This window comes from Flagellimonas profundi, assembly GCF_017313275.1.
Lineage (GTDB): Bacteria > Bacteroidota > Bacteroidia > Flavobacteriales > Flavobacteriaceae > Flagellimonas > Flagellimonas profundi.
The window spans coordinates 63,183-87,640 of sequence record NZ_JAFLNM010000003.1; the positions used below are offsets into that span (position 1 = coordinate 63,183).

Genomic DNA, 24,458 nt, shown 5'->3' on the forward strand with positions numbered 1-24,458 from the left:
ATTTACACATGGTTCTGCCCATTGGATGAGGATCGCGGATTTTTATCATATCTTTAACAATAACAATGAAGAAAAGTTTTGACGACAATGAGGCAATCACCCGATTGATGTCCGGTGATAACGATGCGCTCTTCCAACTTTACGATAAATATTCCGGAGCACTCTACGGGGTCATCCTTCGCATGTGCAGGGATCAAACAAAAGCTGAAGATCTATTACAGGAAACTTTCATTAAAATTTGGAGAAGTATCGACTCTTATGATTCGTCAAAAGGAAGGTTTTACACTTGGGCCTATCGAATAGCACGGAATACCACCTTAAATTCCATGCGTTCCAAAGAAAAGCTCATCCAAACAGATGATTTCCGTGTATATGATAGCAAGGAAACAAATGAAGAAGTACCCGATTACACCGAATTGAAAGGTTCCATTAAAACGCTGGAACCCCATCACCAAGAAGCAATAACCTTAGTGTATTATAGGGGCTATACCCACAAACAGGCACACAAAGCCATGGGCGTACCTCTGGGAACCTTCAAATCCTATGTAAGGCAAGCACTTAAACAACTCAGGAAAACCTACACCAAGAAGTTAGTTTATATTTGGATCTTTTTAGAATTAATGGCATGATGGATAAGAAAAAGATATTGGACGAAGGCCTTCTGGAGCTTTATCTTACCGGTGAGCTCTCTGAAGAATTGACCAATGCTGTTGAGGAAGTACTTGAGAAGGACAAATCCCTCAAGGAGCATTTTGATGTGTTGGAATCCGACTTTGAACAAATGGGCATGGAGCAGGCCATTGTTCCTCCAAATATCGTAAAGTCAAGATTAAAAAATGCCGTGGGCCAAACAAAAACAAATTGGTTGCCCTTGGGCATCGCGGCCAGTTTTGCCCTTGTTTTTGGCTTGAGCACCTTTTGGTTGTATGAAAAATGGCAAAATGCCGAACAAAACTTAAATACATTGCAAATGCAGACCAGTGAGTTAGAGCGAAAGGTGAACAACTTGGAATCCGAGTTCAGGCTTACTTCCAACCGCTTGGAGAGCATCAACAATCCCGATGTTACCCCTTTGGTACTTTATGGCAATAGCAAAGCGCCCAATGGTAAGGTCATAGCCTACATTAACCATAAAAGCCAGTTAGTGCTCGTTAACCCTAAAGGGTTGCCCCGTTTGCCTAACGACAAAACCTATCAAATGTGGAGTGATGTTAATGGAGAAATGATCAATATGGGCATTGTACCAACCGATAAAGAATTGGTTACGTTAAAATATATTGAAAATGCGGAATCGTTGAACCTGACCATTGAACCTGCTGGAGGTAGCGAACATCCAACCGTTGAGGAACTGGTTTCCAATATCATCATATAACCCTAAAGATCAAGTGGGACATTGTCTGCTGGAATAGAATTCCGTTGAAACAACATCCCACTTTCCGGACTAGAATCCGTAAAAATCAAGAAACCTCATCCAACCATTTCTGGTTGTATATTCCAGTTTTCGTTTGCCAAGAGTACTTGATCAAAGTCAATTCCTTCAATCGGTTTTAAAGCTTGAGTAGCTGGGTCCCATTCAATTTTCCTTCCCAACTTCCAGGACAAACCTGCCATGTGTGCAGAAATAGCCTCTTCAAATCCTTCTTTTATACCACAACTTACTTTTCCACCGTTTTTGATAACGCTCAACCACTCGCGCATGTGCAAGAAGGTCGAATCTACACGGACCCCATCAATATAGGTCCACATCAATCCTTTGTCGGCAAAATATTGCGATGTGGCCGAGGATACGGCATCCGTTGCATTAGCAGCTGGGTCATATTGATAGATAGGCACATTGGGCTTCATTTTTTCCGCTTCCAACATTTCGGCGTATCGGGTAGATGCACCATCGGGCCAAACTGTTAATCTGTTACCCAATTCCATAGTGGCATCGTGCCCCATTAAAATGGTAGGTCTGCTGAACCCATTCCCCAAAGTGGCACTGTAACAAAAGGTCATCCCATTTTCTTTGCCCTTAGCTTGGCTACTTCCTGTGCTGTAATCAGGAAACTCCATGTTCACCTGAATCACATCGGGCACGTTTCGGCCATCGTTATGCGTATAAATTCCACCAGAAGAACTTACAGATGCAGGAATTCCCATATTGAGCACGCAATTCAAGCGATCATAATCATGGGACAAAAGATCTCCTGAAAGGCCGGAACCATAGGACCACCATTTACGCCACCTGAAAAAATGATTTTTATTGAATGGTACCTGTGGTGCTGATCCCAAAAATTGCTCCCAATCTATGGTTTCGGGACTAGCTTTTTCGTGGATGTCATAATTCCAAGCACCGTTGTCATCGTTCCTGTTTGTATTTGTTTGAATCAACGATACATGACCCAGAGTTCCTTTTTCCACAATATCACGAGCGGTACTAAAACTCAAGGTTTGCCTATGCTGGTGACCCACTGCGAATACTGCATCCGAATTTTCTGCAGCTTCGCGCAAAGTATAGGTTTCCTCTACGGTATGCGTCATCGGTTTTTCCACATACACATGCACATTATTGTTCAAAGCCTCAATGGACATTGGTGCGTGCCAGTGATCTGGAGTAGCAATAACTACCGCATCCACTTCGCCACTTTGGATCATATCCTTATAAGTAAGGTATCTCTTTATCTGATTATCATCGGTAGTAAATGAGTTGATGAACTTTTCAGCGCGGACATCGAACACATCACATATCCCCACTAATTTTACGTTGAGCCGTTCCTGGGCCTCAAAATCCTCCAACCTCTTATTGTTAGGGTCTTCTTGGGCAGCCAATCGCATTTCTTCTTTCCATTCATCGGTTGCAAAACCCAAAGCTCTGGTGAGTTGCTCTCCGCGAATACCAAAGCCGATTACCCCAATTCGGACTGGGTCTCCCCCTATTCCGGGAACGGCAGGTGGCAATGAGGGTTTTATATTGAGTTGTTCCAATATTTCCGAGCGCTTATTTCTTGATCCAACAGCAGTTGCCGCTCCAGCCCACCATACTGCTCCAAGTACTGGCAAGCCTCCCAATCCTATTAAAAGGTCTCTTCTAGTCCATTTCATTGTTCCTGAGTTTTAAGTTTGTTCTTTCTGAGATAATCCAAGCCAAAGTAGCTTCCTGTAGGTAACTGATAAATCACGATCATGGCCACTAGTTCGATCAAGTTTTTATTGACCAACCAATAGTTGCCTTCCACATTCATTTGTGCTAAACCTGGGAATGGTGGATGAGCTAAAAAATACAGCGCTAAAAGGCCAACCCCCACAATGGCACCGATACGTTCAAAAATCCCAAGGGTAAAGGTTGCCCCGACCACCATAAGTGCAATAATGTTCAGTGTATCCACCCAACCTATGGTTGCGTCGCCTATCAACATGGTAAAAAACCACTCAAAAGGTCCTTGTGCGGTTGCCAAATATCCAAACGATGTCCACTCGGGATTGTACATCTTCACCACACCTTCAAATAAAAAGTGCCACCCTATAAATATGCGAAGCAGGGTAACACTTGCTTTCAGTTTATTCTGATTTTGATTCATAGTTGCTATAGTTAATTTTAATTTTCCTTGCTTCCTGTAGGTGACAAAAGTAGATTTGGAGATCAGTTTCTTTTTTGAAATACTAAAAGTACCTAACAGTAACTCCAAATAATATGACCGATGTCAGTTTTTAGAAGTCTGAATATGAGGTTCCCAAGTGTTTGTGCTATGATCAAAAACTGACATTTTTCAAGGTTTTAGACAATGAGGGATTGACCAATATGATGTCTGAATTTTAGAAATATCGCTATGATCATAGCCTCATTTTTTCAAATTGATTTTTATTCCAAAATACTTTCCCCAACTGCTTTTTTTTGATGAAGTTAACCGCACCAACCCATACTTGAAGAAGGCTTGTGAATCATATTGAAGCGGATATCAATTATCTGAAAGAACAGTTTCCCAACGGAACCATTTCTGTATACGAAAAGGGTCACGTTATTTGCAACATACACACCAAAGTGCGAACCTTCAGATGGTTGATACAAGGTGCTTTCGACTATTACACCACCACCAAAGATCCCGAAGAGGAGGTACTGGTCTGCCAAATTTCAGAGCCCATGAGCACCTTGGGCCTCAACGGACTCAACGATCGAAAAAGATACACCTATAAAATTGCGGTGGCTTCCGAACGGGCAAGTTTCTATGAGGTGCCCATTGAGAAAATGGTCCATCATTTGGAAAATGACCAAAACAACCAAACCATTGCCAAGGTCGGCCGTTCGTTGTATCACCAACTTAGGCAAGCACTTTTAAAACAGACCGATCTTTTGCAAGCGGCACGCTATCGTCCTCTGCAGAAAGACCAGGAGTTTTTTATAGGCCCCGACACCGAGCAGGCCGAAGTGGTCTCGTTAATGCGACGCTCTCCTTTCTTGGATTATTTTGATGACCGACAACTTTCCCAAATCGCCTCCATTGCCGAGCGGCGTGAATATGAACCTGACGAAGTTTTATACATTCAGGACCGGCTTACCAACGGACTTTTTATTTTGATCCACGGGGAAGTGGCCATCAAACGATTGGAAGGCAACATTGAGATACGTCAGCGGTCGATCAACAATCCAGGCTTTATTTTCGGCTGGTCCTGTGCCATGAGGGAGAAGGATATCTGCTCCGCAGTGACTACCCAAAAAACCTCCATTTATTTTATCCATCAAAAGGATTTGCTACAACTGTTGGGCAAATGCCCTTTTTTCGCACATAAGTTTTTTATGCGACTCTTGTGGTTGATGGGCAATCAAATCAATGCTGCCTTCGTTCGTTATTTGGGGCTTTTGGGCAAACATAACCTTCAAGCTGTATATCAATTGATCGAGAACAACAAATCTCGATTGGCCCTCTCCTCTCCCTTGCATCAGGTCGGACATTTACTTTCGAACACCAATACCAAACAATTGGGGTACGATGCCCTGTCCAAACTCATAAATAATGGTTCGCATTTGGAACGCCATATCGCATCGCTGAGCTTGGAACTTTTACAAGAAGATATGCAGGAACTAAAGTTCCTGAAAGGACTTCAACAGATATATGAAACGGTGGCAGAAAAGAAAAACGAATCGGGCAGCGATGTCAGAAAATCCTGTGCATCGGCAACCAAATTGGCATTCGAACATGTGCAGCACCATATAGAGGGATTGGACAGCCTCCCCGATAAAAGTGGCTGCATCTTTATATATAACCATCTTTTCAATCACCCGTTCTATACGCTCAACAACACGTTTCAAATTACGTTGGATTCACATTTTATCAGTGCCAAAATATTGGATGAAAAATATAACGACCCTGGTATTAGGACCGTACGAATTGGAAGGGGCCAAGAGTACGGCCATCAAAATTATTATAACAAACTGGGGTATATCAATGTATACACCAAGGAATCGGACTCGGTCGATAAAAGGAGCAAAAAAGAAACCCGTAGCATATTTTATCGCACAGCGGCCAAATATTTACAAAACGGCCATAATCTGGTCATCAGTCCAGAAGGCACTTCCTACTCTTCCGAGGAATCTCCAGGACCATTTAAAGCCGGAGTTTTTAAACTGGCCCAGTCCATGGACCATGAACCTTACTTTGTGCCCATTGTTTTGGTGAACTTTGACAAACGTATTTCGGATGGTCTTTTTTACTGTAAAATTCACCAACCCTTTAAACTGAGTGAAAAATTATCTGAAACGGGTGCAGATGTATATGATTTTGTGAAGGGGTATCAACACACCTATGCGAGTTATGTGGAAGATGCAAGAAAACGGGCCGAAGAACTTTATATGAAGCCTGTACCGACAGTAATGGAAGAACCGCCAGAGATATGGCGCAACGAGATAAAGCGCTTAAAAAGGCGTGTTAGCGGTCTAGAGGACCAGCAAGATCTTATTGTTTTTTATGGTAGTTCATCTGTTCGATTATGGGTAGGGATGAAAAAAGACCTAGACCCTTTCAATGTGCTCAATTTAGGTTTCGGGGGATCTACCTATGCGTGGTGCATTCATTATTTTGATGAAATCTTTAAGGGAGCGGAGCCCAATAAAATTGTATTGTACGCTGGGGAAAACGACCTTGCTCAAGGCAAGTCTCCACAAGAAGTATTGAACGACTGCAACAAATTGGTCCAAATGATTCTCAAAAAATATCCTGAAGTGGAGCTGGCCTTTGTGAGCTTAAAACCTAGTCTGGAACGCGAGGAAATGATTCCCCAGATCATTGAGACCAATTTACTGCTTTCCAAATATGTGATTGGAGAACTCAATGCGCAGTACATCAATGTGTTTGGGCAAATGATTACGGCCGACAACCGTCCAAAGCACGAACTTTATATGTCGGACGGATTGCACCTCAACAAAAACGGATATGCGATTTGGAGCGAGGTCATTAAAACAGCTTTGCTCTCTGCTGAAAGTCCTGTGGAAAAAGAATCGATTGATTTTACTACCAATGCTTAGCTTAAGCGGGCTCTCCAAATAAATCGTAATCGGAGGCATCGGTAATCTTAATGTTCATAAAGTCTCCGATCTTTACGTAATGTTTAGTAGCATCAATGAGTACTTCGTTGTCCACATCGGGTGAATCGAACTCCGTACGCCCCACAAAATGGTTACCTTCCTTTCTGTCGATGATACAACGAAAGGTTTCACCGATTTTCTCTTGGTTCAGTTCCCAAGAAATCTGCGATTGGATTTCCATAATAATGTTCGCGCGCTCTTGCTTAACGTCTTCGGGGACATCATCTTCCAAATTGTAAGCGTGCGTATTCTCTTCATGACTATAGGTAAAACAACCCAAACGCTCAAAACGCATCTCCTGCACCCATTGTTTCAAGGTTTCAAAATCCTCCTCGGTTTCTCCCGGGTAACCCACGATCAAGGTGGTACGGATGGCCATTTCTGGGACAGCCTCCCTAAAATCCTTCAACAATTTTGTGGTTTTGGCCTGTGTGGTACCGCGTCGCATACTTTTAAGTATGGAATCGGATATATGCTGGAGTGGAATATCGATGTAATTACAAATCTTTGGCTCATTGCGCATCACTTCCAAAACATCCATTGGAAAACCTGTTGGGAAGGCATAGTGCAAACGAATCCATTCAATACCTTCGACTTTGGCCAAGGCCTTGAGCAATTCGGCCAAGTTTCTTTTCCTGTACAGGTCAAGACCGTAATACGTAAGGTCCTGGGCGATTAAAATAAGTTCCTTAACCCCGTTGGCCGCCAGTTTTTCGGCTTCGGCCACCAAATCTTCTATAGGTGTACTTCGGTGCTTTCCACGCATTAGGGGAATGGCACAGAATGAGCATGGGCGATCACATCCTTCGGCAATTTTAAGATAAGCGTAGTTTTTAGGTGTTGTTGTCAAACGTTCTCCTATCAACTCGTGCTTATAATCGGCACCCAGGGCTTTCAATAAATTAGGTAAGTCGCTCGTTCCAAAATATTCATCCACATTTGGAATCTCCTTCTCCAAATCAGGTTTGTAGCGTTCGCTCAAACAACCAGTTACAAACACTTTGTCCACATCGCCAGCTTCTTTTCGCTGCACGTAGTCCAAAATAGTGTTAACGCTTTCTTCCTTTGCATTGGCAATAAATCCGCAGGTATTTATCACCACTACATTGCCTTCCTCCTCGTGGGCCACCTCTTTATTGTTGGCACGCAACTGTCCCATCAATACTTCCGAGTCGTAGACATTCTTGCTGCAACCTAAGGTTACCACATTAATTTTGTTCTTCTTGAGCGATTTTGTGCGCATAATTCCTTTAAAATGGAGTGCAAAAATACAATAACACAAGGCATTACAACCTCTTTAAAGTATAATTTTAACTATAGGGATTATGTGGAACTGCCAAATATTATCTATAAGTTATTTTTGATACCCTTCTGGAATCTGTCTTGCCTTGGTCAAGTCTTCATAGGCTTTCCCGATACGAAGTAAATGCGCTTCTGAAAATGGTTTTCCGATAAAGGTCAAGCTCTCAGGCTCGCCATCGGTTTTGTATCCCATGGGAACGGTCAGGGCAGGATATTCCGCCACGGCTGCGTAGCCTGCATGGTAATTATTTATGCTCAACACGGCATCAAGATCTTTTTCTTCCATGATCTTGAAAAAGGCTCTTCCTGATTCTTTTAGATCCTGCTTAATTTTCTCAAACTGCGCCACTGTGGTCGAATCGGCCAAAATACCGTCAAAACGGGCCTGTCCATAAGGAATTCTTACCAAAGAGTCTTGTTTGTTAAAGGTTACAACGTCTTCCACCGACTCCACTTGTACGACATCCTTATTTTTCACTTGAGACCTTAAATAGGCAGGTAAATCCTCCTCCATATCCAGATTCAATAAAGTGGTAAAACCATCCAAGGGAATGTTCTCCGCTTCAAATTCCACTATTTGTGCACCAGCTTCCCTTAAAGCTGTTACATTGGCAGCATAAATGGAATCACGTTCCATTAAGTTTTTCATCGCCCCTAAACGAATTTCCTTAAGAGGTTCTGGATGCATCCAAGCAGATAAAATACCCGGTTCAGCACTTACCGATTTATAATCAGCTTCATCTTTCCCCAGCATGGCATCCAACAAAATGGCATTATCCGTTACATTTTTAGTCATTGGACCTGGGGTATCCAAAGTACTTGAAATGGGTACGATCCCTGTCCGGCTCAATAACCCAATGGTCGGTTTTAGGCCAACCACAGAATTTTGGCTGGACGGTGAAAGTATAGAACCTGAAGTTTCTGTCCCAACGGCACCAATAGCATAATTGGCTGCAGTGGAGGTTCCACTTCCTGCACTGGAGCCGCCCGTATCAAAAATTCTCCTTCCGTAGGGGTTTAAAGTTTGTCCACCCACAGCACTTTGACCGTTCGGGCATACCCCACAGATAAAATTGGCCCACTCACTCAAATTCGCCTTACCTAAAATAAGTGCTCCTTTTTGTTTTAGGCGTTCCACAATAAAAGCATCATCGGTCTGATTGTCCATCAGCGCGATAGCTCCAGCAGTGGTCTTCATTTCTTCGGTTCCAATATTATCCTTCAATAAAATTGGCATACCATAAATAGGATGGTGATCTCCTTTACTTTCATCCAGCTTACGGGCCTCTTCGAGCACATTGGGATTCAATGCAATAATGGTATTGAGGGTGGTATTATTGGGCAGTTCGTACTTGTAAATTCGATGTAGATAAAAAAGCACCAAATCTTCATAGGTAAAGATACCTTCATCGATATGGGTTTGAATGGTAGGGATATCTTGCTCCAATACCAAAGGTTTCATTTTCTCGTATTCTGCCTCTGTGAATTGCGATACTTCATCATAAAGAGGCAAAAACACTTCGTTTTTATCCAGCACCTTACTTTGGATGAATTTATAGCGCATCCGCCTGTTCTCGTTATCTTTACTGGCGGCTACCTCGGCCGAATCATTATATGGAGTCCAAAGAACAACTTCTTCCTTCGGTTCTGTTTCTTTTTGTTTACAGGAAATAAATCCGATCAATAAAAAGGAACATAGTAGGTATTTATACATAGTAATTTAAATATTAAAGAATGAATCTACGAATTCATATTTGTTGAACACTTGAAGGTCTTCGATTCCTTCGCCCACACCGATATACTTAACGGGAATCTGGAATTGGTCGGAGATTCCAATCACAACCCCTCCTTTTGCGGTACCATCCAATTTGGTCACGGCCAAACTGGTTACCTCGGTGGCCTTGGTAAATTGTTTGGCCTGCTCAAAGGCATTTTGTCCCGTTGAGCCATCAAGCACCAAAAGTACCTCGTGGGGTGCATCCGGCACCACTTTTTGCATCACGCGCTTTACCTTGGAAAGCTCATTCATTAAATTCACCTTATTGTGTAAACGACCGGCAGTGTCCACCAAAACAACGTCAGCCTTTTCAGCAACGGCCGAATTCAAGGTATCGAAAGCAACGGATGCAGGGTCGCTTCCCATTTTTTGTTTTACAATAGGTACGTCCACGCGTTTTGCCCAAACTTCCAATTGGTCAATGGCAGCAGCACGGAAGGTATCTGCAGCTCCCAGAACAACTTTCAATCCGTTGGCCTTAAACTTATGGGCCAATTTACCAATGGTAGTTGTTTTACCCACCCCGTTTACGCCCACCACCATAATAACATATGGTTTTTTGTCCTGTGGAACGGTAATTTCGGTGTCTTCGCCTGAATTGGTCTCCGAAAGCAAGCCAGCGATTTCTTCACGAAGAATGGTATTGAGTTCGTCCGTGCCCATGTATTTGTCGCGGGAAACACGTTCTTCAATGCGTTCGATTATTTTTAAGGTAGTATTGACTCCGACATCGGAGGTGACCAAAACCTCTTCCAAGTTATCCAATACTTCATCATCCACTTTGGATTTACCTGCAACAGCCTTGCCCAGTTTACCAAAAAAACTGGTTTTGGATTTTTCGAGCCCCTTGTCCAAGGTCTCTTTTTTATCCTTTGAAAATATATTTTTGAATAAACTCATCCTGTGTTCTTTGAGAATAGTCAAAGATAGGAAAGTAAGGGGAGTTTTGTTAAATCAATTTTAGGTGAAAACAAGGTGAACATTATATCCAGGGACTTTTCACGAAATCCAGTAAACCTCATAATCCCAGAACTTTACCGATATAATACATAGCTACACAACAATTATTAGAGTGCCTACAAATAACTGGATACTTTTAACACACCAAAGATTTCAATAATTTTGATGCAACCACCAATAAAAATAATCTTCTTGGCAATATTGTGCCTTATCACAATATCCACTAAGGCGCAAGAAACGTTTTCCGATACATTTAGCGCTGTATCGTATTCGAATAACGACGGCTCCCAAAACTGGTCTACCAATTGGCTGGAATACAACGATAATAACAATCCTGCCAATGGCTATATCAGTATCAATAACAATGAATTAAGGTTTAGATATATTTGGTCAGAGAATTTAAGGCGTTCGGCCGATTTAAGTTCGTACTATACCGCCTCCCTGTCTTTTGATTGGCGAACATCGAGTCTTGAATCGGGCGAGACATTGGTGATACAAATATCCTCGGACGGTTCTTCGTTTACCACTTTGGATACTTTTTCAGGTACTCAAAGTGGTACGTTCGACCAAGATATTACCGCTTACATATCCAGTAATACCACCATTCGTTTTAGAAAAGGAGGAAATGATTGGTCTGGAAACGATGATCGTACCTATATAGACAATATTATTATTTCCACTACATCTGTTCCCCAAACGGATACAGATGCGGATGGGGTTATTGATGCTGTGGATCTAGATGATGACAATGATGGCATTACCGATGAAGAAGAATATTGTTCCTCGATAAACGCTTCTTTTCTCACCTCCTCGGATGTGGGAGAAAGATCTGTGGTCATCAACCATACAGATACAGAATACTTAAGGCTTGATTTTTCATCTATGGACAATTCTTTTCAGTTGGACATTAATGGATCTACCGTCCATCCTTCTGTGCTGGAATTTGAAAATGGGGCATTGGATGCAGGAGACGAATACTTTGTATTTCAATCGGATGGCAGCTTTATAAGTCAGCCATGGGTCGCCAATTCCAATGGACTACCCCGATTAAGGTTGATTGTAGATGAATATGGACAGGCAAATCTCTATGGAACAAGGACTACCACCTCCACCAATTTGGAACCCATGGTAGCCCAAGGGGGAACACCTTTTAATACTATTCCATGGGTGCCAGGGAACAATAATACGTTTACATTGACCAACCAGGCTGGTCCAGGTCCAGAAGGATTTACAGGGGAGCTGTTTGCTAGTGCCATTTGTGATACGGATGGAGACGGCATTAGCAATCATTTGGACCTTGATTCTGATAACGATGGGATATATGATCTTATGGAGGCCGGGGCTTTAAACGAAGTTGGGGTTGCGGATGCCAATAATGATGGCATCATAGATGGAGCTCTTTCAAGTTCAGGCTCCAATGGAGTATATAATGCTTTGGAAGATACCGATACGGCGTATGCCATCCTTTCCTATTCCATTTTAGACTCCGATTCCGACGGAAGCTATGACACATCTGTTCTAGATGCTGATGGGGATGGATGTTTTGATACGCGAGAAGCAGGGTTTACCGATACCAATGATGATGGTTATTTGGGCCCTAACCCTGTTACTATTGATTCCAACGGCCTTGTCACCAGTGGTTCCGATGGATATTCAACTCCTGACGATAACGATTCCAATACAACCTATGATTACAGGGAGGCAGGCGCCGCCCCTACTATTACATCTCAACCGGTAGATACAACTACGTGTCCGGGATGCTCAACGACCGTATCCGCTTCGGTTGTTGCTGATAAATTCCAATGGCAATATTATAATGGTAGTAATTGGGTAGACCTTACAGATCTTGGCATTTATTCTGGAACGTCCACCAATACTTTGACCATTACCAATCCCACTGTTAACGAAAACAATACACAATATCGATTGCAGACTAGCAACGATGCCTTTATCTGTAGTTCCACAACAAGCAATACAGCTACATTGACCCTTCATGTAAACACAGTTGTCAGTAACCGAAGAATTACCTACAGGGTCAATAAAAACTAAAAACATTACTTCATAAAAAAAGCCGCTATATAGCGGCTTTGATATGGTGTAAGGAAATGCTCCTTATTTGCTGTTCAACCAGTCATTGACCATTTCTGGTGGCATAACAGACTCTACGAAAGTGTATGCTCCAGTTTTGGGAGACTTAACCATTTTAATGGCCTTTGTCAATCTTTTTGATGATGACTGAAGTGTTGCTACTGTTTTCTTTGCCATGGTTTATATTTTTCTGCCTTTTACTTTGAAAAAGCTATTACTTAATTTCTTTATGAACGGTCATACGCTTAAGGATAGGATTGTACTTTTTGATTTCCATCCTATCTGGCGTGTTCTTTTTGTTCTTGGTGGTAATATACCTAGAAGTACCTGGCATACCAGATTCTTTGTGTTCTGTACACTCTAAAATTACCTGAACCCTATTTCCTTTCTTTGCCATTGTATTGTACTTAAAATGCTTTTACAACTTACTTTTTGGAATTGATTTCCTTCAAGACAGCAGAGATTCCTTTTTTGTTGATGATTTTCAACCCACGGGCAGAAACGTTCAAGGTTACCCAACGATCTTCCTCAGGAATATAAAATCTCTTCTTGGAGACATTCGCATCGAATCTCCTTTTAGTCTTATTGATAGAAAAGGAAACGTTGTTTCCAAACATCACCTTTTTTCCTGTTACTTCACAAACTTTAGACATCTCCCTAACTATTTGAGTGATTTTATTGAGGCTGCAAATTTATACCATTTTAATGGGACGTACAAAATTCTTTTTCAGAAATTTAAAATTTCTTTGTACAACAGCTCAAAAGCCTTGTTTACAGACTTTTCAACAACCCTTTCCCTGTGCCTGCCCATACTGAATTTTTGGGCAAAAGTTCCATTTGGAGTGCTTATTCCTATATATACGGTTCCCACCTCGGCATCGGAGTCGCCTTTGGTAGGTCCAGCATTGCCCGTTGTGGCAATGGCGAAATCAGCTCCCAGCTTGTTTTTTACGTTATCGGCCATGGCAACTGCCACGGCTTCGCTCACCACGGAATGTTTGTTGATCAATTCTTGCGGCACTCCCAACAAATTCACCTTGACCTCTGTTGCATAGCACACCATACTGCCCTTAAAGTAATTGGATGCTCCCGGTACCGAAGTGATTCGTTCGGCAATACTTCCACCCGTAAAACTTTCCGCAGTGGCCAAGGTCATTTTTTTATCGGTCAATAAAGTTCCAATTTGCTTTTCTACACGTCCATCCTCCTCTTCTTCACCGTAAATGATATCACCTATAAGAGGATAAAGCTTTTTCACTTGCTCCTCAATACCTTCCATCAGGGTATCTTTATCATCCCCTTTGGCAGAAAGACGCAATCTTACACTGCCAATGCTGGGCAGGTAAGCAAATTTTATGAACGATGGCAAATTATTTTCCCACTCTTCCAGCTTATCTGCTATTGCGCTCTCACCCAGTCCGTACGTCATGATGGTCTTGTGGACAATATGAGGTCGGTGGTATTCTTCAACGATTTTAGGCAGAACAGATTTGGTCATGAGATTTTTCATCTCGTAGGGTACCCCGGGCAGGCTAACAAAGGTGGTTTCACCTTTTTTTATCCAAATTCCCGGTGCCGTACCAAACTCATTGTGCAGTACAGTGGCTTTTGAGGGTACCATGGCCTGCTCCCTGTTCAAGTCTGATATGGGCGTTGTGATGTATTTTCTAAAAAGTTCCTCTATATGATTTAAGACCGCCTCGTTCCGAACCAATTCATCCTCAAAAAATTCACAAAGGGTGTGTTTGGTTACATCATCTTTAGTTGGTCCCAGACCACCGGTAACAATAACCACTGAGGAACGCTCACCTGCTTCCCTTAGGGATTTTAATATATGGTCCTTGTCGTCTTGGATTGAGGTAATTTGATAGACGGAAACCCCAATCTTGTTCAGCTCTTTGGAAATAAATGCTGAATTGGAGTCTACAATCTGCCCAATGAGGATTTCATCCCCAATGGTTATGATCTCAGCTTGCATCTATAGATTGAAGTCGTTTTTAAGTTCGGCAACCACTTGGAGCACATCCTTTTTAAGGATTGGGAATTTCGCTTCAATTTCCTCCATACTTCCCGTTGTTTTGCCCAAAGTCTCTATTTCAAGTGCCTTGGCCCTTGTTTGCTCCATGCCCAAAATATCCACATTGGGTTTAATCTTGTGCGCCAGCTTATAAATGTTTTCGTAGTCCTTGCCATTAATGGCTTTTTCAAGACCTTCCAAGTCTTCTGGGACTTCTTCCAAAAACACAGAAATTACAGAAGTGATGAAATCCTCATCGCCTTCCGCCATTTCATTTATTTTATCGAGGTTGTATATCATTATTTTACATTAATATCAAACAGTTGCTCTCCTTCCAAAGTACCGACAAGGTAGTCATTTGGGCTTACTTTACCAACACCTGCAGGGGTGCCCGTGAATATGATGTCGCCTTTTTTTAGCATAAAATATGTGGATACATGCGAGATTATTTCATCTATCTTCCACAACATCAAAGAGGTATTTCCCTCTTGAACCGTTTCACCGTTTTTGGACAATGAAAAATTCAAGTTATCAAGGTCACTGAATTTGTCTTTGGGGACCCATTTCCCCACTACTGCAGCGCCGTCAAAACCTTTGGCCTTTTCCCAGGGCAAACCTTTGGATTTTAATTTGGATTGAAGGTCTCTTGCGGTAAAATCTATACCCAGTCCTATTTCATCGTAATACTTATGGGCAAATTCGCGAGAAATATGTTTTCCCACTTTTTTGATTTTCACCAAGACTTCCACTTCATAGTGTACATCTTTGGAAAATTCAGGGATATAAAAATCCTGTTCTTTGGGCAATATGGCAGAATCGGGTTTTATAAAAACCACAGGCTCATCTGGACGCTCGTTGCTTAGCTCATTGATATGATCCACATAATTACGTCCTATACAAATCAGCTTCATAATTTGTTAATGGGGTTATGCTATTTTGTTATTCTTAAAATTTATTGTTGAGTTTGCTCAACTTAATTTGGGTGAGCACCTTTTTAGTGTACAATGGGAAATCGGCATTCAAGATCCAACCAAAATAGCCCGGTTCTTTTTCCATCACCTCATCCACTGTTTTTCCTTTGTGCTTACCGAAAGAAAAAATCGGATTGTCGTTCTCGTCCACACCGATAAAACCGGCAAAATCAAGGTTTTGCCTTCTGGTGGTGAATTCGGATAGTTTTTTTATGTCGTTTTCCAACTCTGGATACCGTTCCAACTGTGCCAATAAGACCTCATAAGTGGCCATAGTATCGGCTTCGGCACTATGGGCATCATCCAAATTCTTATCGCAATAGAATTTATAGGCGGCTTCCAACGTCCGTTTTTCCATTTTATGGAAGATGGTCTGCACATCCACGGAGACCATGCTCTTCATATCAAAATCCACATCGGCACGGAGCATCTCCTCTGCCAACAATGGAATATCGAACCGATCTGAGTTAAATCCAGCTAGATCACTATCGCGAATCATCGCATAAATATCTTTGGACAATTGCTTGAATGTAGGTTCGTTGGCCACTTTTTCATCGGAAATTCCATGAATGGCCTCAGATTCAGGTGGAATTGGCATTTCCGGATTCACCAACCATGTCCTGCTCTCCTTGTTCCCGTTGGGAAAAACCTTCAGGATGGAAATTTCAACAATTCTATCCTTGGCGACATTGGTACCGGTGGTCTCCAAGTCAAAAAAGCAAATAGGTTTGGTCAATTGTAATTGCATGTGGGGATTTTTAAATAAAATTCACTTGGCTCCTAAATTAAGAATAGTGAAAGGAATACGGGTCGTTTTCCTTTATATTTCCCTATTTACGTCCCAAGCCTCCAAATAATCGGCCACTGCTTTTACGAACATTCCGCCCAATGCACCGTTCACCACACGATGGTCGTAACTGTGCGATAGGTACATTTTACTGCGAATACCGATATACTCCCCTTGATCAGTCTCTATCACCGATGGCATTTTACGAATTGCGCCCAGGGCAAGAATTCCCACCTGTGGCTGATTGATGATCGGCGTACCGAAAACACTTCCGAAGGAACCAACGTTGGTCACTGTATAGGTACCGTCCTTGACCTCATCGGGCTTTAACTGATTGTTCCTTGCCCTATTGGCAAGGTCGTTCACGGTTTTGGCCATTCCCACCAAGTTCAATTGATCTGCATTTTTTATCACAGGCACGATCAAATTGCCGTCGGGAAGCGCTGCTGCCATTCCCAAGTTGATGTTCTTCTTTTTAATGACCTTGTCCCCATCCAACGAGATGTTCATCATTGGATATTTTTTAAGGGCCATGGCCACCGCTTCCATGAATATGGGCGTAAAGGTCAGTTTTTCCCCTTCACGCTCTTGGAAAGCATTTTTTACTTTATTTCTCCAGTTGACCACATTGGTCACGTCAACTTCCACAAAACTCTGTACGTGCGCAGAGGTTGATACACTCTCGACCATATGGTGGGCGATCAGCTTTCCCATGCGGGTCAACGGAATCACCTCATCCCCTGCCCCAACCTGGACTTTGGATTCTTTGGGTTTCTCCGCTACCGTTTCTTTAGGCGCCAAAGGTGTGGCCGCTTTTTCTGTTGTGGTTTCGTGTTGTGGCCTGCTGCTTTCCGTTTTGGCCTCGCTTCCGTTGGAACGGCTTTCCAAATAGGCCATAATATCGTTCTTGGTGACCCTACCTTCTTTGCCGGTGCCGGCGATGGCCTCCAATTCGTCCATGGAAACGTTCTCTTCTTTGGCTATGTTCTTTACCAAAGGGGAATAAAATCGTTCAGAACTTGAAAAATCAGGAGCGGGTACGGATACGGATTCCTTGACCCCGGCCATTTGGGCTTCCAGTTCACCTGCATGGACCTCAGCAGGCTCCTCTTCCACAACTTCCTCTTCTGACCTGGCTTCAACGGCATTATCCACTTCACCTTCTATTTGAATCACAGCGACAACTTCGCCCACTTTTACAACATCATCTACATCGAACCGCTTTTCCAACAGTACACCATCCACTTCACTGGGAACTTCAGAATCCACTTTATCAGTCGCAATTTCGAAGACGGCTTCGTCCATCTCAATGGTGTCCCCTACCTCCTTCAACCAGTTGGTCAAGGTAGCTTCGGCAACACTTTCTCCCATTTGCGGTAATTTCAATTCAAATTTTGACATATTCGTATTTATCAAAGTGATTTTGATTTGTATTTTACAAAAATACTAAAGAAATCGACTTATTTTTGATTTATGTTCATTAATTCGCTTTAATAGAGCTTTCAAAAGGGACTCTATTGATAATACTTCTCCCCAAAGTTACTTCATCTGCATATTCCAACTCATCACCCACCGAAATTCCCCTGGCAATCGTAGAAGTGGTAACCTCTGTACCTTCCAGTTGTTTATAAATATAAAAATTCGTGGTATCTCCTTCCATGGTGGAACTCAGTGCTAAAATCAATTCCTTGATTGTCCCATCCTTAACTTTTTTAATTAAGGGAGCAATATTCAGGTCTTGCGGCCCTACTCCTTCCATTGGAGAAATTTTGCCCCCAAGCACATGGTAAAGTCCATTGTATTGCGAGGTGTTTTCAATGGCCATTACATCCCTAATATCCTCCACCACACAAACCATGGTCTCGTCACGTTTTGGATTGGCACAAATTTCGCATACTTCGGTATCGGAAATATTATGGCAATTTTCACAAAAATTGACCTCGCTCTTCAATTTCAATAGCGCATGTGCCAATAGTTCGGTCCTTTCTTCGGGCTGTTTTAATAAGTGGAGCACTAAACGCAATGCCGTTCTTTTACCGATTCCCGGCAATTGAGACATTTCGTAAACTGCGCTTTCCAATAGCTTAGATGAAAATTCCATAGCATCGATTCTGCTACAAAATTACGATTTTAGAGTTACCAATTTACTTTCGTACTTTGCAAATCAAATTGCAAATATGTCGGCCACACAAATTCTGTTGCTTATAGGTGCTTATTTCTTGGTGCTGATCCTCATTTCTTACTTTACCGGTAAAAACGACTCCAACGCCGATTTTTTTAAGGCTGGCAAGCAATCCCCTTGGTACATAGTGGCCTTTGGAATGGTCGGCGCCTCCTTATCCGGGGTTACTTTTATATCGGTCCCGGGATGGGTAGGCGATAGCCAATTGACCTATATGCAAGTTGTTTTGGGATATCTGTTCGGGTATTTTGTGGTGGCATTTGTGCTCTTGCCCTTATATTACAGACTTAATTTGACCTCCATTTACGAGTACTTGCAAGATCGGTTTGGAAAAGTAAGTCACCAAACGGGCGCGTTTTTCTTTTTTGTATCCAGGGTCTTGGGTGCTGCGTTCAGGTTATACCTCGTGGCCATAGTACTGCAGCAGTTTGTGTTTGATGACCTGGGGGTCCGTTTTGAGATCACCGTGATAATTTCCATTTTATTGATATGGCTCTACACCAACAAAGGTGGTATTAAAACCATTGTTTGGACCGACACCTTGCAGACACTTTTTATGATCGTGGCCGTAGTACTTTCCATTGTGATGATCAATCGGGAACTTGGGTGGAGCTTTGGAGAGTTTTTGGCTTCGGAAGAGCTAAAGAACTACAATGACTTTTTAGTGACCGATAGCTTTTTGGACAAAAGTTATTTCATAAAATCCTTTGTAGGCGGCATGTTCGTCACCATTTGTATGACAGGGCTGGATCAGGACATGATGCAAAAGAACCTTACCTGCAAATCTTTGAAGGATGCCCAGAAGAACATGGTCTCCTTTAGTTTTGTACTGGTCGGCGTCACCTTCCTGTTCATGCTATTGGGCATACTGCTCTTCATATTCGCTCAACGGGAAGGTATTGGCATCCCTTTAATGGACGGTTCTCCAAAAACCGACTTGCTCTTCCCCGAAATTGCACTTAACGGAAATTTAGGTCTGGCGCTCTCCATAACTTTTATGTTAGGATTGATCGCCGCTGCCTACAGTAGCGCGGACAGTGCCCTTACTTCGTTGACGACTTCGTTCTGTGTTGATTTTTTAAATGTTGAAGAAAAGGAGGAAAAGGAACAAAAAAGAATTAGAAAACGCACCCACATTGCGATGAGCGTTGCCCTAGTGATTGTAATCATCGCGTTTAAGTACATTCTTAGTAGCAATGTAATTGATAGTTTGCTTACGGTTGCAGGATATACTTATGGACCTTTGCTGGGTCTTTTTGCTTTTGGAATTTTCACTAAACATAAAATAAAGGACAAATATGTTTGGATTGTCGCACTGGCATCGGTAATTACCATAGTTTTAATTGCGAATGTGCCTGTGGCCTATCTGGGTGGATATCAAGTAGGATATGAATTGTTGCCACTGAACGGATTGTTGACATTTATTGGCTTATGGTTGATCCGAACTAAAAAAACAACTATATCAACTAGTACTGCCCAGTAGCCAACAGCACCAAAGTACACGCAACCTCCACCTGAATCCCAGCATTTTCAAGGATTTCGTAGAATTCGGGGTTTTCGGTTCCAGGATTAAAAATGACACGTCTAGGCTTCAAATCCACAATCTGTTGGTAATATTCTTTTTGATTTTTGGGGTTTAAATACAAAGTAACTGTATCAATATTTTGAAAATCAACTAAGTTGTCTTTAATTTGTATCCCTGATACAGTTCCCCCACGTATCCCAAATGCGGTTGTCTCAACATTGTTGTCAACCAACCTACGAATTGCTGTGTTACTGTATCTTCCCGGGTTTGTAGAAGCCCCTAAGACAAGTGTTTTTTGCATTTGTTAATTTTTGTGTTAAACTTTTATATAGACTGTAACTTATCATATGTAAAGTCGTCTATTTTTCATAACTTATTGTCATTGGTAAGACTGTATTTTTATAGTTAATGGTTAGTGTTTAGTATAGCTTATCAATGTATAACCCCGGTATTCTTTACCGGGGTTTCTTCTTTTATATGGTCCTTATAATCATCTCATCAAGCCGTAGCACCTTACAAAGGTGGGAAATCCATAGCGCTTTGTTGTTAAAGAATGTTAAAATGATTCGCTGCTGTAACATTCACCAAAGTTGGGCGTCTTAACAATATCATCAATCAATCATCAATCAAAAAACGAACTACTCATGAGACATGTGAGCTTTCTATTTGCACTATTGCTGTGCATGACCACCCCATTTATATCTTTAGCAAACGACCCCGACACGGCACTCGGTGTTATCAACGGAAAAGTAATCGACGACTCTTCGAGTCAGCCAGTTGCCTATGCAGCTGTTGTTGTCAAATCCGAAGACGGCTCCAAAACCATAACCGGTAGCATTACCACGGAGGACGGAAACTTTGAAATCAAAGAACTGCCCGATGGCACCTTTACTTTCGAAGTTCAATTTATCGGATATAAAACCTATTCACAAAAACTGGTCATATCCAAAGGAAAACGAAATTTAAACCTAGGTACGGTGATCTTGGAAGAAGAAACCAAAGAACTGGAAGGTGTAGAAGTAGTAGCCGAACGCACAACCATAGAACAGCGTGTGGACCGCAAGGTGATCAATGTAGGGAAAGACTTGACCACCGCTGGTGCTTCGGCCTCAGACATCATGAACAATATCCCTTCCGTAAATGTGGATGCCCAGACTGGCGATATTACCCTTCGTGGAAACTCCAATGTGCGTGTAATGGTGGATGGCAAACTGTCCAACGTTCCCGTAGCGCAATTGTTAAAGCAGATACCCTCCACGGCGATCAAATCCATAGAATTGATCACCAATCCTTCTGCCAAGTACAATCCCGAAGGGATGAGCGGTATCATTAATATTGTGTTGCACAAAAATGCAAACATAGGTTTCAATGGAAACGTAAACATGGGGCTTACCAAAGGTATCGAAGCCAAATTCAACAGTTCCATAGACATGAACTACCGCAATGGAAAATTCAATTTTTATGGAAACTACGGCAATAATATCGGCAAATGGGTGAACGACGGAAGCATTCTGAGAATCGATGAAAACTCCCGTCAAAAGTTTGACTTTTTCAACAACAACAAATCACATCTCTATAAATTGGGTGTCGATTTCTACCTGAATGACAAAAATACCTTGTCCTTTTTCACCAATCAAAATATATTCGATGGCGAAGGGGATGGAAAAACACAGGTTTCTTACTTTAATAATCCATCCAGAAATGTGACACAGTTGTTTTTTGATGATTCCAATAACCGCAGCGAACAATATAATTTTGATTATAAACTGGATTTCAACAAAGAGGGGCACAATATCGAATTGGAAGTGGACCACAACCAGTTCGAAAGTGAACAAGATGCCAATTTTAGCTCTACAGGTGCATCTACCTATCCAGATTATATGGATTTTGTGGATACGGAACGTACCCAGACCACGGCCAATTTGGATTACGTAAATCCATTGGATAGCATTTCCAAGTTGGAACTGGGGCTACAATCGAGAAATTTTGAAACAAAAGTGGATTATTCCTCAACGGGACAGTCCTTTAACCCCAACGGAAACTTAGTGCCAACGCCATCTACCAAATTCGTGTACGATATGGATATCTATTCGGCCTATGCCACTTTTGGACAGACTTACGAAAGATGGTCCTACCAGATGGGCGTGCGCATCGAGGACGTGCAAGTAAAAGCGGACACCAATGCCGTACGCGCCTTTACGGATAAGTATACCGAAATATATCCATCCGCATTTGTTACCTACAAACCAAACGATAAGGACCAACTGCAATTGAGTTATAGCAGACGTGTGGACCGACCTGGCTTGCAGCAAGTAAACCCCATCAGAGAGTTTGCTACACCCCTGATTTCCGCTTTCGGCAACCCGAATTTGGTTCCTCAGTTCACAAGCTCTTATGAAGCGAACTACACCAAAAGAATCAAAAATGGAAGCATTACAGGTGGTGTTTTTTACCGTAGTATTTCGGATGAGATCAACAGGGCCATTTATGTGGACCGATTGGATTTGAACAAAACCATTCTCACCTTCGACAATTTTGACAAAACTTCGGCCTACGGAGTTGAGCTTTCCACCAATTACCGACCGGCCAAATGGTGGAACATCAATGGTAGTTTTGATCTATTCTCCCAAACGCAGAGAGGTCTTACGGAGACATTGAATACCACGGACCCTAACCCCAGTGAGGACGATATTGTGGAACAACGGGTAAAGGTTGACAACACCGCTTGGAACCTGAGAATGAACAACAGCTTTACGGTAACCAAAAAATTGACGCTTCAAGCTTTTGGTTTTTACCGTGGACGTAACAAAAGTATCCAGTTTGATGCCCAGCCCATGTACTTTGTGAATTTGGGAGCTCGTTACAGCTTTGCAGAGGGCAAAGGTACTTTGAGTTTTAACTATAACGACATTTTCAATACCATGCGATTTGCCTTTGAAGGAGATTATCCCTTCGCACAGGAAGGTGCCTTTAACTGGGAAAGCAACAATGTATATGTTGGGATGTCCTACCGATTTGGAAGCGGAAAAAACCGCGCCAAGCAACGTAAAAGAAGGGACAGCAACACCAAACAAGGTGGTGGCGGAATCCTATAAAACATATTGATGCTTCATATTCGAGTGTTGGTTGGTTATCTTGTGGGAGCATCAATGAAAAACCCCGATCCTAATGGATCGGGGTTTTATTTATTGTATTTTTTTTGATGGAGATTACCAGCGAATAATTACACTCCCCCAAGTAAAACCACTACCAAAGGCAGCAAGCACCACTAAATCACCTTCTTTGATTTTTCCTTCTTCCCATGCCTCGGTCAAGGCAATAGGGATGGATGCGGCCGTTGTGTTTCCGTATTTCATGATGTTGTTGAACACCTGATCATCCTTTAATCCAAATTTCTTTTGGATGAATTGTGAAATCCTTAGATTGGCCTGATGCGGAATCAACATATCAATATCCTGAGGTCCTAGATTGTTCTTCTGCAAACCCTCCATGATCACTTCACTGAATCGAACCACCGCATTTTTAAATACAAACTGTCCGTTCATATAAGGAAAATACGATGTGTCCTCAGGGTCGTTATCCTCAATAATATCGGTCACCCAACGTTTTCCCATTCCGGGAGCGATCAACGAAAGTTCTTCCGCATGTTGCCCTTCGGAATGCAAATGGGTAGATAAAATTCCTTTGGATGTATCTTCTTCACGGGTCAGTACCGCAGCTCCGGCACCATCGCCAAAAATAACGGAAACTCCCCTACCCCTCGTGGTCATATCCAAACCATGCGAATGCAATTCGGAACCAATTACAAGTACATTCTTGTACATACCACTTTTAATGTACTGATCGGCAACGGAGATTCCGTACACAAACCCAGAACATTGATTTCTTACATCCAGGGCTCCCACGGTTTTTAAACCTAAATCTCGTTGTACCAAAACACCAGGCCCAGGAAAATAATAATCGGGACTCAGTGTGGCAAAAACAATAAAATCAATCTCATCCTTATCTATGCCGGCACGCTCGATTGCCTTTTCTGCAGCCTTCACCCCCATGGATGTGGTCGTGTCGGTTCCTTTTACAACATGCCGCCTTTCCTTAATTCCGGTACGTTCTTGTATCCATTCGTCATTAGTGTCCATCACTTTGGACAAATCGTCGTTAGTGACCACATTTTCAGGGACATAAAATCCCAATCCTGATATTCTTGAGTTATACATTATAGAGTACTTAAATATTGAATCTTCAAAAAAAGATAGGCTAATTAACGGAAAATAAAAAAATATATCACAA

General features: G+C 42.2%; 22 protein-coding genes. 6 read left to right on the forward strand and 16 right to left on the reverse strand.

All coding sequences use genetic code 11. The features are described 5' to 3' along the window. The first annotated feature begins 65 nt into the window (after positions 1-65). Together J0654_RS13685 and J0654_RS13690 are read left to right on the forward strand one after the other, a co-directional pair. On the forward strand, positions 66-629 hold the full coding sequence (locus J0654_RS13685) for an RNA polymerase sigma factor (protein WP_207029689.1): 564 nt from the start codon (positions 66-68) through the stop codon (positions 627-629). Beyond that, entirely contained in the window at positions 626-1,372 is a 747-nt protein-coding gene (locus tag J0654_RS13690) for an anti-sigma factor (protein ID WP_207029690.1), read from the forward strand. The genes J0654_RS13685 and J0654_RS13690 overlap by 4 nt, the downstream gene beginning before the upstream one ends. Positions 1,373-1,467: 95 nt before the next feature. Here the strand turns inward: J0654_RS13690 and J0654_RS13695 are convergent, their stop codons facing one another. Further along, complete coding sequence (locus J0654_RS13695; protein WP_207029691.1) at positions 1,468-3,084, reverse strand: Gfo/Idh/MocA family protein; 1,617 nt, start codon at positions 3,082-3,084, stop codon at positions 1,468-1,470. After that, positions 3,081-3,560, reverse strand: coding sequence for a DoxX family membrane protein (locus J0654_RS13700; protein WP_207029692.1), 480 nt, complete (start codon positions 3,558-3,560; stop codon positions 3,081-3,083). Before J0654_RS13700 ends, J0654_RS13695 begins: the two co-directional genes overlap by 4 nt. Positions 3,561-3,916: 356 nt before the next feature. Here J0654_RS13700 and J0654_RS13705 point away from each other — a divergent pair, with 356 nt between their 5' ends. Next, entirely contained in the window at positions 3,917-6,499 is a 2,583-nt protein-coding gene (locus J0654_RS13705; RefSeq protein ID WP_313783924.1) for a cyclic nucleotide-binding domain-containing protein, read from the forward strand. 1 nt (position 6,500) lies between these two features. On the opposite strand, the gene rimO is transcribed toward J0654_RS13705, so the two are convergent. The 3 genes from rimO to ftsY all read right to left on the reverse strand — a co-directional run bounded on the left by rimO (position 6,501) and on the right by ftsY (position 10,538). Next, positions 6,501-7,802: a 30S ribosomal protein S12 methylthiotransferase RimO gene (rimO, locus tag J0654_RS13710; protein WP_207029693.1), complete on the reverse strand. Its 1,302-nt coding sequence runs from the start codon at positions 7,800-7,802 to the stop codon at positions 6,501-6,503. Between the two features lie 111 nt (positions 7,803-7,913). After that, positions 7,914-9,575, reverse strand: coding sequence for an amidase family protein (locus tag J0654_RS13715; RefSeq protein ID WP_207029694.1), 1,662 nt, complete (start codon positions 9,573-9,575; stop codon positions 7,914-7,916). Between the two features lie 6 nt (positions 9,576-9,581). Continuing rightward, a complete protein-coding gene (gene ftsY, locus J0654_RS13720) occupies positions 9,582-10,538 on the reverse strand; it encodes a signal recognition particle-docking protein FtsY (protein ID WP_207029695.1) in 957 nt (318 codons plus the stop codon). A 252-nt stretch (positions 10,539-10,790) separates the two neighbouring features. On the opposite strand from ftsY, the gene J0654_RS13725 reads away from it, so the two are divergent. Beyond that, positions 10,791-12,647, forward strand: a complete 1,857-nt coding sequence (locus J0654_RS13725) for an immunoglobulin domain-containing protein (protein ID WP_207029696.1) — start codon at positions 10,791-10,793, stop codon at positions 12,645-12,647. Positions 12,648-12,710: 63 nt separating this feature from the next. Here J0654_RS13725 and J0654_RS13730 read toward each other — a convergent pair whose 3' ends face one another. From J0654_RS13730 to recR, 9 genes are all read right to left on the reverse strand, one after another. After that, on the reverse strand, positions 12,711-12,863 hold the full coding sequence (locus J0654_RS13730; protein ID WP_014033527.1) for a DUF4295 domain-containing protein: 153 nt from the start codon (positions 12,861-12,863) through the stop codon (positions 12,711-12,713). A gap of 37 nt (positions 12,864-12,900) precedes the next feature. Further along, a complete protein-coding gene (rpmG, locus tag J0654_RS13735) occupies positions 12,901-13,083 on the reverse strand; it encodes a 50S ribosomal protein L33 (protein ID WP_100817574.1) in 183 nt (60 codons plus the stop codon). 28 nt (positions 13,084-13,111) lie between these two features. Beyond that, complete coding sequence (gene rpmB, locus J0654_RS13740) at positions 13,112-13,339, reverse strand: 50S ribosomal protein L28 (RefSeq protein ID WP_127138560.1); 228 nt, start codon at positions 13,337-13,339, stop codon at positions 13,112-13,114. 74 nt (positions 13,340-13,413) lie between these two features. Then, the gene (locus tag J0654_RS13745; protein ID WP_207029697.1) at positions 13,414-14,664 is read right to left on the reverse strand and encodes a competence/damage-inducible protein A; all 1,251 of its coding nucleotides are present in this window, start codon (positions 14,662-14,664) and stop codon (positions 13,414-13,416) included. Continuing rightward, positions 14,665-15,003, reverse strand: coding sequence for an Hpt domain-containing protein (locus tag J0654_RS13750; RefSeq protein WP_207029698.1), 339 nt, complete (start codon positions 15,001-15,003; stop codon positions 14,665-14,667). Next, positions 15,003-15,614, reverse strand: a complete 612-nt coding sequence (locus J0654_RS13755) for a fumarylacetoacetate hydrolase family protein (RefSeq protein ID WP_207029699.1) — start codon at positions 15,612-15,614, stop codon at positions 15,003-15,005. Before J0654_RS13755 ends, J0654_RS13750 begins: the two co-directional genes overlap by 1 nt. Before the next feature lie 34 nt (positions 15,615-15,648). Further along, a complete protein-coding gene (locus tag J0654_RS13760; protein ID WP_207029700.1) occupies positions 15,649-16,422 on the reverse strand; it encodes a 3'-5' exonuclease in 774 nt (257 codons plus the stop codon). A 72-nt stretch (positions 16,423-16,494) separates the two neighbouring features. Beyond that, positions 16,495-17,862 (reverse strand): dihydrolipoamide acetyltransferase family protein, encoded by a 1,368-nt coding sequence (locus J0654_RS13765; RefSeq protein ID WP_207029701.1) that lies wholly within the window; start codon positions 17,860-17,862, stop codon positions 16,495-16,497. A 79-nt stretch (positions 17,863-17,941) separates the two neighbouring features. Beyond that, positions 17,942-18,562, reverse strand: a complete 621-nt coding sequence (gene recR, locus J0654_RS13770) for a recombination mediator RecR (protein ID WP_207029702.1) — start codon at positions 18,560-18,562, stop codon at positions 17,942-17,944. 76 nt (positions 18,563-18,638) lie between these two features. Between recR and J0654_RS13775 the strand changes: the two genes are divergently transcribed. Continuing rightward, positions 18,639-20,126 carry a sodium:solute symporter gene (locus tag J0654_RS13775; RefSeq protein ID WP_207029703.1) on the forward strand — a complete coding sequence of 496 codons (1,488 nt, stop codon included), beginning with the start codon at positions 18,639-18,641 and terminating at the stop codon, positions 20,124-20,126. On the opposite strand, the gene J0654_RS13780 is transcribed toward J0654_RS13775, so the two are convergent. Beyond that, positions 20,110-20,469, reverse strand: coding sequence for a CoA-binding protein (locus tag J0654_RS13780; RefSeq protein WP_207029704.1), 360 nt, complete (start codon positions 20,467-20,469; stop codon positions 20,110-20,112). The genes J0654_RS13775 and J0654_RS13780 overlap by 17 nt on opposite strands. A 343-nt stretch (positions 20,470-20,812) precedes the next feature. On the opposite strand from J0654_RS13780, the gene J0654_RS13785 reads away from it, so the two are divergent. After that, complete coding sequence (locus J0654_RS13785) at positions 20,813-23,263, forward strand: TonB-dependent receptor (RefSeq protein ID WP_207029705.1); 2,451 nt, start codon at positions 20,813-20,815, stop codon at positions 23,261-23,263. A gap of 114 nt (positions 23,264-23,377) precedes the next feature. Here J0654_RS13785 and J0654_RS13790 read toward each other — a convergent pair whose 3' ends face one another. After that, positions 23,378-24,385 (reverse strand): 3-oxoacyl-ACP synthase III family protein, encoded by a 1,008-nt coding sequence (locus J0654_RS13790; protein ID WP_207029706.1) that lies wholly within the window; start codon positions 24,383-24,385, stop codon positions 23,378-23,380. Positions 24,386-24,458 lie beyond the last annotated feature (73 nt).